The organism is Gillisella vitis (assembly GCF_021559775.1).
Lineage (GTDB): Bacteria > Pseudomonadota > Alphaproteobacteria > Rhizobiales > Rhizobiaceae > Allorhizobium > Allorhizobium ampelinum.
In genome coordinates this window covers 836,933-849,643 of sequence record NZ_CP056047.1, presented here as the reverse complement: position 1 = coordinate 849,643, position 12,711 = coordinate 836,933, and the positions used below count along the sequence as shown (strand labels likewise).

General features: G+C 58.0%; 13 protein-coding genes. 9 read left to right on the top strand and 4 right to left on the bottom strand.

The genetic code is table 11. From position 1 onward, the window contains the following. Positions 1-243: 243 nt before the first annotated feature. From fabF to fabD, 4 genes are all read right to left on the bottom strand, one after another. The gene (gene fabF / locus AVCG78_RS03880; protein WP_015915518.1) at positions 244-1,506 is read right to left on the bottom strand and encodes a beta-ketoacyl-ACP synthase II; all 1,263 of its coding nucleotides are present in this window, start codon (positions 1,504-1,506) and stop codon (positions 244-246) included. 243 nt (positions 1,507-1,749) lie between these two features. After that, positions 1,750-1,986: an acyl carrier protein gene (locus AVCG78_RS03875; protein ID WP_015915517.1), complete on the bottom strand. Its 237-nt coding sequence runs from the start codon at positions 1,984-1,986 to the stop codon at positions 1,750-1,752. 295 nt (positions 1,987-2,281) lie between these two features. Further along, positions 2,282-3,019, bottom strand: a complete 738-nt coding sequence (gene fabG / locus AVCG78_RS03870) for a 3-oxoacyl-[acyl-carrier-protein] reductase (protein WP_071585350.1) — start codon at positions 3,017-3,019, stop codon at positions 2,282-2,284. Between the two features lie 131 nt (positions 3,020-3,150). Then, complete coding sequence (fabD, locus tag AVCG78_RS03865) at positions 3,151-4,095, bottom strand: ACP S-malonyltransferase (RefSeq protein WP_071204690.1); 945 nt, start codon at positions 4,093-4,095, stop codon at positions 3,151-3,153. Between the two features lie 207 nt (positions 4,096-4,302). On the opposite strand from fabD, the gene AVCG78_RS03860 reads away from it, so the two are divergent. The 9 genes from AVCG78_RS03860 (at position 4,303) to AVCG78_RS03820 (ending at position 12,637) form a co-directional block, all read left to right on the top strand. After that, positions 4,303-5,346 carry an aldo/keto reductase gene (locus tag AVCG78_RS03860; RefSeq protein ID WP_071204691.1) on the top strand — a complete coding sequence of 348 codons (1,044 nt, stop codon included), beginning with the start codon at positions 4,303-4,305 and terminating at the stop codon, positions 5,344-5,346. 300 nt (positions 5,347-5,646) lie between these two features. Further along, a complete protein-coding gene (locus AVCG78_RS03855; protein WP_071585312.1) occupies positions 5,647-6,552 on the top strand; it encodes an RTX toxin in 906 nt (301 codons plus the stop codon). Between the two features lie 154 nt (positions 6,553-6,706). Then, complete coding sequence (locus AVCG78_RS03850) at positions 6,707-7,750, top strand: M4 family metallopeptidase (RefSeq protein ID WP_071204777.1); 1,044 nt, start codon at positions 6,707-6,709, stop codon at positions 7,748-7,750. Between the two features lie 54 nt (positions 7,751-7,804). Further along, on the top strand, positions 7,805-8,089 hold the full coding sequence (locus AVCG78_RS03845; RefSeq protein WP_071204693.1) for a protealysin inhibitor emfourin: 285 nt from the start codon (positions 7,805-7,807) through the stop codon (positions 8,087-8,089). A gap of 307 nt (positions 8,090-8,396) precedes the next feature. Continuing rightward, positions 8,397-8,858 carry a 30S ribosomal protein S6 gene (rpsF, locus tag AVCG78_RS03840; RefSeq protein ID WP_015915511.1) on the top strand — a complete coding sequence of 154 codons (462 nt, stop codon included), beginning with the start codon at positions 8,397-8,399 and terminating at the stop codon, positions 8,856-8,858. Positions 8,859-8,870: 12 nt separating this feature from the next. Next, a complete protein-coding gene (gene rpsR, locus AVCG78_RS03835) occupies positions 8,871-9,119 on the top strand; it encodes a 30S ribosomal protein S18 (RefSeq protein ID WP_015915510.1) in 249 nt (82 codons plus the stop codon). 145 nt (positions 9,120-9,264) lie between these two features. Beyond that, entirely contained in the window at positions 9,265-10,266 is a 1,002-nt protein-coding gene (locus tag AVCG78_RS03830; protein WP_071204694.1) for a DUF2232 domain-containing protein, read from the top strand. A gap of 45 nt (positions 10,267-10,311) precedes the next feature. Further along, entirely contained in the window at positions 10,312-10,887 is a 576-nt protein-coding gene (gene rplI, locus AVCG78_RS03825) for a 50S ribosomal protein L9 (protein ID WP_015915508.1), read from the top strand. A gap of 253 nt (positions 10,888-11,140) precedes the next feature. Further along, positions 11,141-12,637, top strand: coding sequence for a replicative DNA helicase (locus AVCG78_RS03820; protein ID WP_060715865.1), 1,497 nt, complete (start codon positions 11,141-11,143; stop codon positions 12,635-12,637). Positions 12,638-12,711 lie beyond the last annotated feature (74 nt).

Sequence of the window (12,711 nt, the reverse complement as noted above, 5' to 3'; positions counted from 1 at the left end):
GGGGTTGAAACCAGACCTTCAAGCCCATCCTCTGCCCTTACCACGAAACAGCATCGGCCCGGCAGAGTTTCATACTCTACCCCTGCCTTTCAGAAAAGGCAGGGGATCTATTTTTCCGACTGGTCGGGATTGAGAGCATGACCAAGGCTTGAATCACAGAAGCACAAGCGTTTGGCCCGTCGCTCTCGAAGCTGCCGTTAGTCTTTTCGGGAAAACCGGTCTCCGCTTTTCCTCAGGCAAACTCTAGCCTTCGAAGCGGCGCAGCACCAGCGATGCATTGGTGCCGCCGAACCCGAAGGAATTCGACAGGGCCACCCGCACATCGCGCTTTCGGGCCTGATGCGGCACGAGGTCAATGGCACTGTCCACATCCGGCGTATCGAGGTTCAGCGTCGGTGGAACGATGCCATCCCGAATGGCAAGCGCCGAGAAGATCGCTTCGACGGCACCGGCTGCCCCCAGAAGATGTCCAATCGCCGATTTGGTCGAGGACATCGAAATCTTCGAGGCGGACGCGCCGACCAGCCGCTCGACAGCGCCAAGCTCAATCGTATCGGCCATGGTCGATGTGCCATGGGCATTGATATAGTCGATATCGGCAGCCGTCATCCCAGCGCGCTTCAGCGCCATGGTCATGCAGCGGAAGGCGCCATCGCCATCTTCCGCAGGTGCCGTGATATGGAATGCATCGCCGGACAGGCCATAGCCTACCACTTCGGCATAGATCTTGGCACCACGCGCCTTGGCATGTTCCAACTCCTCAAGCACCACGATCCCGGCGCCCTCGCCCATCACGAAACCGTCGCGGTCTCTGTCATAGGGGCGCGAAGCCTTTTGCGGATCGTCGTTATGCTGGGTGGACAGGGCCTTGCAGGCGGCAAAACCGGCCAGCGAAATCCGGCTGATCGGCGATTCAGCACCACCGGCCACCATCACGTCGGCATCGCCGAAAGCGATGAACCGGCTGGCATCGCCGATAGCATGGGCGCCCGTCGAACAGGCGGTGACCACCGAATGGTTCGGACCGCGCAGCTTGTGGCGGATCGAAACATGACCGGAGGCCAAGTTGATCAGACGGCCAGGAATGAAGAAGGGGGAAATGCGACGCGGACCTTTGTCGCGCAGCGTATAGCCGGCTTCGACAATGCCTTCAATGCCACCAATACCCGAACCGATCAGCACGCCGGTAGCAATCTGATCCTCGTCGGTCTGAGGTTTCCAGTCGGCATCGGCCAATGCCATTTCAGCAGCGGCCATCGCATAAACGATAAAAGGATCGACCTTGCGCTGTTCCTTCGGCTCCATCCAGTCATCGGCATTGAATGTGCCGTCTGTACCGTCGCCAAAGGGAAGGCGGCACGCGATCTTGGCCGGAAGATCCTCGACCTCGAATTCGGTTACCTTGCGGGCAGCGTTCTGGCCGGCAAGAAGCCGCGTCCAGGTGACGTCCGTACCGCAGCCAAGAGGAGATACCATGCCGGTACCGGTGATAACGACACGTCTCATTCGCCCGTTCACCCCACTCAAACAATCAAATGCTAACGCATGCCCCCTCAATCCGCCTCGATTGAAGGTGAAAACATGCCACGGATTAGAGATTTCCAGCCCGATTGCCCGTCATCTAGGATGCGGTACGACTGTGAAACCTGAAAACAACGTCAAAACAAACAGGACCGCAGGTGCATGATTTGCTTGCAGGTCCTTTGAAGGGGGCGGACAGGCGCCCGCCCCTCTCAGGAAGATCAAGGATCAAGCCTGAGCCTTTTCGATGAACTTGACAGCATCGCCAACCGTGAGGATGGAGTCAGCTGCATCGTCGGGGATCTCGACGCCGAATTCTTCTTCGAACGCCATGACCAGTTCGACCGTGTCGAGCGAGTCTGCACCGAGATCGTCGATGAAGCTTGCGCCTTCAACGACCTTGTCGGCTTCAACGCCCAGATGGTCAATAACAATTTTCTTTACGCGTTCTGCGATATCGCTCATGTCGGTTTCCTCGACCTCTAATATAAAAGGGAATGCCGTGATGACGTTCCCACCCTGTTTTGCGCCCGCGGGTCCGAAGACGTCGCCGGCATTTGCGTTGAACCCGCTCTGCACACGTTCGTTCCGTGCTCACGGTCAGGCGCAAGACCTTCCATTTCGTGGCCATTTTCTGGCCATTTCCGGGACGACTGCTCACAGTCCCCGCCCGATTAACATGGTTTAAGTCTGCCGGAAAGCCCGAAAATCGATGCCCTCTGGTTGTTCCCAGACCAATTAACCGGGTTTTGGCTTGTCTTCAGATCATTGCCATGCCGCCATTCACATGCAGTGTCTGGCCAGTGACATAGCTCGCTTCCGAAGAGGCCAGGTAGAGAACGGCAGACGCAATCTCGGCTCCCGTTCCCATGCGTTTCATGGGGATTGCCCCCATAATGGTGTCTTTCTGCTTATCGTTCAGCTTGCCAGTCATGGCGCTTTCGATAAAGCCCGGTGCAATACAGTTGACCGTGACGTTGCGCGCGGCAATTTCCTGGGCCAGCGACTTGGAAAAGCCGATCATGCCAGCCTTGGAGGCACAGTAATTGGCCTGGCCGGGATTGCCGGTCACGCCGACAATCGACGTGATGTTGATGATCCGGCCATAGCGGCGGCGCATCATCGGATGGGTAAGCTCGCGCGTCAGGCGGAATGTCGAGGTCAGATTGACCTCCAGCACGCTGTCCCAATCGGCATCCGACATGCGCACGAACAGGCCGTCCTTGGTGATACCGGCATTGTTGACGAGAATGTCGACGCCTTCCAGTTCTGCTTCGGCCTTTTCGCCCAGTGCCTTCACGTCATCGCGGTCGGCGAGATTGGCGGGAAAAATCTTCACACGCTCGCCGAGATCGGCGGCCAGCGCCTCCAGCTTTTCGACGCGGGTGCCATGCAGACCGACGATTGCGCCTTGCGCATGCAGCATGCGGGCGATTTCCTCGCCAATGCCGCCGGTTGCGCCGGTTACCAGGGCCTTGCGGCCGGTCAAATCGAACATGTTCAATCCTCGTTGCTTGAAACCCGGTTCCGCCCTGCGAAACGCCAGCCTCATGTTAGAAACTTCTGCATTGTGCATTCATAAGCGACCGGCATAAGCTACCAGCCCCGGCAGGCCGCAAACCAGATGGCTTAAGACATCAACGCGGTCAGGGCCGCTTCGATATCAGCTGGTGAACCGACCGCCGTGCCGGTGATATTCTTGTCGATGCGACGCACCAGGCCGCTCAGTACCTTGCCCGCGCCAATCTCATAGAGAACCGAGACGGCATTGTGGCTGAACCATTCTACCGTTTCACGCCAGCGCACCTGCCCCGTCACCTGCTCCACCAACAGGCGGCGGATCTCGTTCGGGTCGCTTACCGGAACGGCGACGACATTGGCGATCAACGGCACGACAGGTGCTTTCATCTCAACCGTCGCCAGAGCCTGGGCCATGGCATCGGCTGCCGGACCCATCAGCGTCGAATGGAATGGCGCCGAGACTGGCAGCATGATGGCGCGCTTGGCGCCTTTTTCCATCGCAAGCACTGATGCCTTTTCCACGGCAGCCTTCGCGCCGGAAATCACCAGCTGGCCGCCGCCATTGTCATTGGCGATCTGCACCGGGCCGTCGCTGCTGGCCGCCTTGCAGACCTTTTCGACGTCGCCATGCTCAAGACCCAGGATTGCCGCCATGGCCCCGGCACCGACCGGAACGGCGGCCTGCATGGCATTGCCGCGAATGCGAAGCAGGCGAGCGGTGTCGGCAAGGCTGAAGGTGCCGGCGGCACAGAGCGCCGAATATTCACCGAGCGAATGGCCCGCGACATAGGACACTTTGCCCGCTAACGAAAAACCACGCGCTTCCATGACCCGCAGCACCGCAATGGACACAGCCATCAGCGCCGGCTGGGCATTGGCCGTCAGGGTCAGATCCTCAACGGACCCGTTCCACATCACGTCCGACAGTTTCTGACCGAGTGCATCGTCAACTTCGTCAAAAACCGTGCGGGCTTCCGGAAAAGCCTCAGCCAGATCCTTGCCCATTCCGACGACCTGGCTGCCCTGGCCCGGAAATGTAAATGCGACACCCATGCGGTACTCCCTGCTAATTTCCTTCTCCAATTCACAAACTATCCTGGAGAGTCAACCCTTCGAGGCCGTATCGACGCCTCAACCCCGGTGAAGTCACAGGCTTTAGAGGTGCATTGGCGGGTCTTGCGGATCGAAAAATTCCCTCTACATTCCGCCTCGATCCCTCCCTGCTCGCAAAGAGCTTTTTGAAAACCTGGACCATAGACCATGAAATATAACAGGCTTGGCCGCACGGATATCTCCGTCTCCTCAATCTGCCTCGGCACCATGACCTGGGGAAGCCAGAACACCAAGGAAGACGCTTTCGCGCAAATGGACTATGCCCTTGATAAGGGTGTGAATTTCTTCGATACCGCCGAGCTTTATCCCACCACGCCGCTCTCTGCCGAAACCTATACGGACACCGAAAAACTGATCGGCCTGTGGTTTGAAAAAACCGGAAAACGCAAGGATGTGGTCCTGGCGACCAAGGTTGCAGGGGCCGGGCGGCCCTATATCCGGGGTGGTGCGCCGATCAATGCCGACACGATCCGCGAGGCGGTCGATGCCAGCCTGATGCGGCTGAAAACCGATTATATCGACCTCTATCAAATTCATTGGCCTAATCGCGGTCATTATCATTTCCGTGGTGTCTGGGGCTATGATCCATCCAACCAGAACCGCGCCCAGGTGCTGGCCGAAATCACCGAAAAGCTCGAAGCCTTGCAGGATTGCGTGACCGCCGGAAAGATCCGCGCCATCGGCCTGTCGAACGAAACCACCTGGGGGACGCAGAAATTTCTATCGATTGCCGAAGAAAAAGGCCTTCCTCGCGTTGCCAGCGTGCAGAACGAATATAACCTGCTTTACCGTCCGCACGATCTCGACATGGCAGAACTGTCCCACCACGAACAGGTCGGGCTTCTCTCCTATTCGCCGCTGGCTGGCGGCATCCTGAGCGGCAAATATCTTGATGGCGCAAAGCCCGCCGGATCACGCGGCTCAATCAACGGCGATATCGGTGGCCGTCTGACACCCCATCAGGAACCCGCCACCCGCGCCTATCTGGATCTGGCGAAGCAGCATGGTCTCGACCCGTCGCAAATGGCGCTGGCCTTCTGCCTGACCCGCCCGTTCATGGCCTCGGTTATTATTGGTGCGACAAGCATGGACCAGCTAAAAACCAATATCGGCGCTGCCGACGTCAACCTGTCCGACGAGGTGATGAAGGGCATTGCCGCGATTTACCGGCAATATCCCATGCCGATCTGACAGTCCGCCCAATAATCGCCGCTGGCCGTCTGTAAATGGCAATTTCTGCGCTTACCGAGCCTCACGTACGTTAAGTACGCTCCGTTCCGGTTCTCGAAATCACCATTTTCGCCAGGCCAGCAGCAATTTTTGAACAGACTGTAAGACATTAACCACGCAATTGACCCAGGGGCTGGATATTTCCGGCCCCTTTGACGTTAACGGCTTACTCACCGCGTTTTGAAGCAAGGCTGGCTTTACATTCCCTTATATATAAGTGTGCTCTTATCTTGTGGCTCGCACCGGGCACGGAGAGCGCAAATGAGCAGCATCAACAGTTTCTATCGCGACCCCAATGCCGTGGCCTATGCAAGCCAGCTGTTTTCCGGCAGCAGCCCGGCCAAACCCACAGCAACGACAAACACCGGCCATAGCCAATCTGATCGCGGCACAGTCTCCGACAGCGCCGGGCAAAGAGCATTGGCCCGCATCATCGAAATTCTCAGCCTTGGCGATGGCGGCAGCGCCGACCAGGCCGATGTCAGCGAAAGCCTTGGCTATATTACCAGCGTCACCGGCACGGAAGGCAATGACAGCCTGACTTTTACCGGTCGTGGCGTCTATCAGGTCGAGACCGGCAATGGCGATGACAGCCTGGTGGCCAAAAGCGCCGCCATGGCGGGTATCGCACTTGGCGACGGCAAGGACAGCCTGAAGGCCAGCGCCGCCCTGCTTTCGGAGATCGACGGCGGAGCCGGTGATGACGACATCCAGTTAACCGGATCGCTGATCATGGCGGTAACGGGCGGCGACGGGAACGACACGATCAAAGCCTCCGGCGACACGCTTGCCAATATCGATGGCGGGGCTGGCGATGATACGATGTATCTCGAAGGCAGTCGCATTTTCGCCTCAGGCGGCACCGGCAATGATACGGTGACCATCCACCAAAAACCCGGCAGCAATAGCGTCGCCGAATATGCCTTTGCCGCTGGCGACGGTCAGGACACCATCACCACGGATGGGCCACTCTCCCTGCAACTGGGTGGATTTCAGCAGGGCGATATCACTGTCACCACTGGCACCAATAGCCTGATCCTGACCTTTGCAGGGTCGTCCGACAAGATGACCGTGACCTTTGATGGCGCGGCGGCCAAAGGCTCAACCCCAAGCTTTGCATTTGCCAATCAGGATGGCCACCTGACCCTCCAGATCAAATCAGCCTGATCGCTTCTCCCAAAACCGCATGATGTTCTTGGCTCGTATGCAACTTTGTCTGCGAGGCATGGAACCTGCCGGTGCCTTGATCGTTTTCCCGAATAAATTTTAACGACACTTTATACTCCCCTCGGTGGAAATCTGATCAATCATGGAGGTTGCCATGTGCCGCTATTGTCAAATCATTCCCGAAAAAGTGCTGATTGCCCTATCCCGTGACCAGGATTTTCCAGCCGCCGTGCGCGAGCGGCTACAGGAAACCATGCATCACGACCATCAACTGCGCCAGTTTCGCGACAGCGCCCGCCAGCTGACCATCGCCAAACGGCCTTTCCGGGCATTTTCCGTGACCGTAGCCCAGGCACCTGATATCCCGGTCTATACCTGCAATAACGGCATGACCCTTCCCGGCGTGCAGATCGTCAATCCCGGCTCTTCAACGGATGCCCAGGTGAAGACCACATTCGATTCAACGACCGGCGTCGAGCAATTCTACAGCAGCGTTTTCAAGCGTAACTCCATCGACGGCAATGGCATGACGATCCTGTCGTCTGTGCATTACGGCAGGGATTACAACAACGCCTTCTGGAACGGCTCGCAAATGGCCTATGGCGATGGCGACGGGGAGATTTTCACCCCGTTTTGTGAGAGCGCCGATGTGGTCGGCCATGAACTGACCCATGGCATCACCCAATATACCCTGGGCCTCGACTATGAAAACCAGCCGGGTGGGCTGAATGAAAGTCTCTCGGATGTGTTCGGCAGCATGTTCAAGCAATGGACGAAAGATCAGAATGCCGATGAGGCCGACTGGCTGATCGGCAATGACATTCTCGGCCCGACGGCCCGGCAGAAATATACTTGCCTGCGCGACATGGCCAATCCTGAAGCATCCCATTGCATGGCCGAGCAGATCAGCCATTTCAGCGATTATCGCGATGGCATGGACCCACATGAGAGCAGCGGCATCGCCAACCGCGCCTTTTATCTGGCCGCCACCCGCATCGGCGGCAAAAGCTGGGACAAGGCCGGACAGATATGGTATGATGCACTCACAAAGAATGGCAGCAACCCGGACATGACCATGGCGGAATTTGCCGATGCGACCCGGGCCGGAGCTGCCAGGCTTTATCCAGGAGATGGATCGCTCGCAGAGGTGCTCGACACCGCCTGGAGCGAAGTGGGTCTGCAAAGTGCTTCGGTCTGATGCGTTTGCCAGGATCACGGCGGCATCGATCAGGGCCGTAAAGGTCAAGAACGTATGGATGAACTCATTCTTGAAAAAATGGGCGGCTTTGCTGGCTTCGGCGGAGCAAGATCGGCATTGCGCAGCGATGGGGTCTGCGCCGTCGAAAAACTGAGCGCGGCCGAAAAACAGCTGATCGAAGAGTTTTTCCGGCATTCGGTGCCACAAACAGCAGCCGTGGCGGATGGTTTTCGCTATCGAATCGTCTGGCCGTCGCGTTTCGGCGACCAGTCCGTGGACGTGCCTGAAAGCCTGGTGCCGGATGAAATCAAGGCCGCCGTCAAGGATCGGCTTAGGTAAGAGCCCCATCTTATAATATTACCTCGGCGCACAACCGTTACGTTTCCCCAGCTTTTTGCTTGCTTTCCGGCTGAAACCAGCTATAAGCCCGCTGTTCGCAACACCCGGTCTTTTGGCTGGTGGCTGAACGGAGGGCCGGCAGACTTGTTTTGCCGTCAGAAACGAAAAGCGTTTCGGCCTCCCGTGTCTCCGCTCTCGACCGTCTCGTACAACGCTTTTCTTGCCCCGGGCCTTGCCCGATCAGGAGCAGTCGTTGAGGCTTAGCGCCGATCCGGGTGATGATCACAGCAAGAAAGGCAAAGCTATCATGGCTCTTTATGAACATGTATTCCTTGCCCGGCAGGATATGTCCGCACAGCAGGTTGATGCCCTCGTAGAACAGTACAAGGGTGTTATCGAAGCAAATGGCGGCAAAGTCGGGCGCGTAGAAAACTGGGGCCTGAAGTCCCTGACCTACCGCATCAACAAGAACCGCAAGGCTCACTACGCTCTCATGGACATCGATGCACCGGCTGCTGCCGTGCACGAAGTCGAGCGTCAGATGCGCATCAACGAAGACGTTCTTCGTTACATGACCATCGCCGTTGAAGCCCACGAAGAAGGCCCGTCTGCCATGATGCAGAAGCGCGACCGCGACGACCGTCCGCGCCGCGATGGCGACCGTCCGGATCGTGGCGACCGCGGTGATCGTGGCGATCGTGGTCCCCGTGAAGGTGGCCGTGAAAGCTTTGGTGATCGTCCGCGCCGTCCGCGCGAAGATCGCGCATAAGGAGATTTGACTATGGCTGAAGTTTCCTCTTCCACGGTTCGTCGTCCGTTCCATCGCCGTCGCAAGACCTGCCCTTTCTCCGGCGCCAACGCTCCGAAGATCGACTACAAGGACGTGCGTCTGTTGCAGCGCTACATTTCCGAGCGTGGCAAGATCGTTCCTTCGCGGATCACGGCTGTTTCGCAGAAGAAGCAGCGCGAGCTGGCCAAGGCCATCAAGCGCGCCCGCTTCCTCGGCCTGCTGCCTTACGTTGTTGCTTAATCTAAGCTGACGTGACTTCGCGGCTCCCGTTTTCGGGGGCCGTCTCCCTTCCGCGATGGGCGTGGATCGGAACGGATAAATCCCATGTTGAGGTGCAGGCCGCTTGACGGTATCGCCCTCTAACTGCCAGGCGCAGGACAGCGACGTGAAACAATTGGACGGAAAATTGCTGCTGACCGGCTTTCTCGCCGGCGTGACCGCCATCTTTCTGGTGCTGGCGGCCAATGCACAACCGTCTTTTTCGTCTGTTTTCTATGCGGCATCCGCCCTGCCCGTGATGATTGTCGGCCTGCGCTGGGGCAATGTTCCCGCCATCGTCGCCATCGTCACCGCAGCCTTTGCTGGCGCGCTGGCGGTTTCGCCGCTGTTTGCCTGCGCCATGGCGGTGTTTACCCTGCTGCCAGCCGGCTGGATCAGCCATCTCGCCAATCTCGCCCGCCCGGCGTCTGAAATCGGTGGCCCGGACAAGCTGCTCGCTTGGTATCCCTTGTCGGATATCCTCATGCATCTCTGCGGGTTGGTCTGCATCGGCGTGATCTTCCTCGGCGTGATGATCGGCTATGATGCTGAACTGGTCAGCAACATGATCGATGCGCTGATGCAGTCGCTGAACGATCGCGATCCAACCGTTGCCGCCACCATGGGCAGCACCGCCGGAATCAAATCCACCATGCTGCTGACCCTGCCGATCGTGCAGGGTGGCATGTGGGTCATCATGCTGTTTGCCGCTTACTATCTGGCAAGCCGGATTGTGGCGGCATCAGGCAATGCGTTGCGTCCGCGCGAGGATATTCCCTCGGCGCTGCGCATGAACCGCAATGCGCCGTTCATCTTCCTGGCTGGCATTGTCGCCTGCTTTATCGGCGGCGTACCGGCCCTGATCGGCGCAACTGTCTGTGGCACGTTTGGGGCAGGCTTTCTGCTCGGCGGCTTCGCATCGCTGCATCAACGCACCCGTGGCAAGGAATGGCGCATCCCGGCGCTGATCCTCACCTATATGGCGTCTCTCCTCGCCTTTCCGGCCTTCTTCATCGTCATTCTCGGCCTTATCGACACACGGCGGACCGTTGCCCTCACCCCACCGAGGGTAGACGGCAAGTCCGGTACGGACAGCAAGTCCGATGACGATAACAAACCCGAAACATGAGCTTACAAACTTGAATTGCCCAACTTGAATTGAAAGGAAAATAGCATGCAAGTCATTCTTCTCGAGCGCATCGCCAAGCTTGGCCAGATGGGCGAAGTGGTCAAGGTTCGTGACGGCTTTGCCCGTAACTACCTGCTGCCAACCGGCAAGGCGCTGCGCGCCAATGCCGCCAACAAGGCCCGCTTCGACGCCGAGCGTTCCACGCTCGAAGCCCGCAACCTGGAGCGTAAGTCCGAAGCCCAGACCGTTGCTGACGTTCTGAACGGCAAGTCGTTCATCGTCGTCCGTTCGGCTGGCGAAACCGGCCAGCTCTACGGTTCGGTTGCGGCTCGCGACATCATCGAAGCTCTGGCTGCCGAAGGCTTTACCGTTTCGCGCAACCAGGTTGAGTTGAACAACCCGATCAAGACCATCGGCCTGCACAACGTGACCATGCACCTGCATGCCGAAGTTGAAATCGCTATCGAAATCAACGTTGCCCGTTCCGCTGAAGAAGCCGAGCGTCAGGCCAAGGGCGAAAGCCTCACCTCCGCCGACGCCATCTACGGCGTGGACGAAGACGCGCTGCGTCCGGAAGACTTCTTCGATCCGGATGCCGACCGCGATGGCGACGACGAATAAGATATTCGTCCTTATCGATTGAAGAGACGCCCGGATTTTCCGGGCGTTTTTTTGTGCGGATCGGGCTAAAATAGATGTTCACAGAACTGAGTCGCGCCATGCCACAGTCAATGGAAAAAGCGGGGTCAGCGTGTTTTTTTCTGCCCTGGCACATCAGGCCTGTGAACTACTGTGTTTATCGCAATCCGCCCTTTAACCGCCCCACAGGATCGATAGGAATGCAGCTTCCAGCGAGAGAGAACGGATAAAGCCCATGAACGATGTTGCGCGCAGGTTAAATCCTGCCCAGCCGGCAGAGCCCCATTACCGGGAAGCCCCGAACAATATCGAGGCCGAACAGGCTTTGCTTGGCGCCATTCTGGTCAATAACGATGCCTATTATCGTGTCTCGGATTTTCTCAAACCCCCGCATTTTCATGAGGGACTGCACCGGAAGATCTACGAGGTCGCCTCCGACATTATCCGCATGGGCAAGACCGCCAATCCGGTGACGATCAAGACCTTCCTGCCCTCGGACCAGAAGATCGGCGATTTCACCATTGCCCAATATCTGGCGCGGCTGGCGTCGGAAGCCGTGTCGATCATCAATGCCGAGGACTATGGCCGGGCGATCTACGATCTGGCCCTACGGCGCGCGCTGATCACCATCGGCGAAGACATGGTCAATATCGCCTTCGACGCACCGCTCGACATGCCGCCGCAGGCGCAGATCGAAGATACCGAGCGCCGGCTGTTCGATCTCGCCGAAAACGGCCGCTATGACGGCGGTTTCCAGTCCTTCAACGATGCGGTGGCCCAGGCCGTCGATATGGCCGGTGCTGCTTTCGAGCGTGACGGTCATTTGTCCGGCATTTCCACCGGCATCCACTCGCTTGATAGCAAAATGGGCGGTTTACAGCGCTCCGACTTGATCGTGCTGGCCGGACGTCCCGGCATGGGTAAGACCTCGCTTGCCACCAATATCGCCTGGAACATCGCCGCATCCTATGAGCCGGAAGTGCAGCCAGACGGTTCGTTCAAAGCTAAAAACGGCGGTGTGGTTGGCTTCTATTCGCTCGAAATGTCCTCCGAGCAGCTCGCCACCCGTATCATGTCCGAGCAGACCGAAGTGTCGTCTTCGAAAATCCGCCGGGGTGATATTACCGAGCAGGATTTTGAAAAGCTGGTTGGTTTTTCCCAGACCATGCAGAAAGTACCGCTGTTCATCGACCAGACCGGTGGTATTTCCATCGCCCAGCTTTCCGCTCGGGCACGCCGCCTGAAGCGCCAGCGCGGCCTCGATTGTCTTGTCGTGGACTATATTCAGCTGATGACCGGCTCGGGCAAGTCAGGGGAAAACCGCGTCCAGGAAATCACCCAGATCACCACGGGCTTGAAAGCACTTGGCAAGGAGTTGAACGTGCCAATCGTCGCGCTGTCGCAGCTGTCGCGTCAGGTGGAAAGCCGCGACGACAAGCGTCCTCAGCTCTCCGACCTTCGTGAATCAGGCTCGATCGAGCAGGACGCCGACGTGGTGATGTTCGTGTTCCGTGAGGAATATTATGTGCAGAACCTCGAACCCCGCGACCAGGGCGACCCTAAATATCCCGAATGGGAAGCCCAGATGGAAAAGGTGCGCGGCACGGCGGACGTAATCATCGCCAAGCAGCGTCACGGACCGACCGGCACCGTCAAACTGGCCTTCCAGGCGCAGTTTACCCGCTTTGCCGATCTCGCTGATCCAAGTTTCACGCCTTACGAGGAAACATGACCATGCTTTGCGCGGAGCTTGCTTAAACTTTGCGCAAATGCACACCGTCAATCCAGACAGAACCAAGAGCCGCC

Bases quoted from the DNA above. Each gene is read 5' to 3' on its own strand.
- fabG (WP_071585350.1), bottom strand. From the start codon at position 3,019: ATGTTCGATTTGACCGGCCGCAAGGCCCTGGTAACCGGCGCAACCGGC.
- AVCG78_RS03860 (WP_071204691.1), top strand. From the start codon at position 4,303: ATGAAATATAACAGGCTTGGCCGCACGGATATCTCCGTCTCCTCAATC.
- AVCG78_RS03820 (WP_060715865.1), top strand. From the start codon at position 11,141: ATGAACGATGTTGCGCGCAGGTTAAATCCTGCCCAGCCGGCAGAGCCC.
- fabF (WP_015915518.1), bottom strand. From the start codon at position 1,506: ATGAGACGTGTCGTTATCACCGGTACCGGCATGGTATCTCCTCTTGGC.
- rpsR (WP_015915510.1), top strand. From the start codon at position 8,871: ATGGCTGAAGTTTCCTCTTCCACGGTTCGTCGTCCGTTCCATCGCCGT.
- rplI (WP_015915508.1), top strand. From the start codon at position 10,312: ATGCAAGTCATTCTTCTCGAGCGCATCGCCAAGCTTGGCCAGATGGGC.
- AVCG78_RS03850 (WP_071204777.1), top strand. From the start codon at position 6,707: ATGTGCCGCTATTGTCAAATCATTCCCGAAAAAGTGCTGATTGCCCTA.
- rpsF (WP_015915511.1), top strand. From the start codon at position 8,397: ATGGCTCTTTATGAACATGTATTCCTTGCCCGGCAGGATATGTCCGCA.
- fabD (WP_071204690.1), bottom strand. From the start codon at position 4,095: ATGGGTGTCGCATTTACATTTCCGGGCCAGGGCAGCCAGGTCGTCGGA.
- AVCG78_RS03875 (WP_015915517.1), bottom strand. From the start codon at position 1,986: ATGAGCGATATCGCAGAACGCGTAAAGAAAATTGTTATTGACCATCTG.
- AVCG78_RS03855 (WP_071585312.1), top strand. From the start codon at position 5,647: ATGAGCAGCATCAACAGTTTCTATCGCGACCCCAATGCCGTGGCCTAT.
- AVCG78_RS03845 (WP_071204693.1), top strand. From the start codon at position 7,805: ATGGATGAACTCATTCTTGAAAAAATGGGCGGCTTTGCTGGCTTCGGC.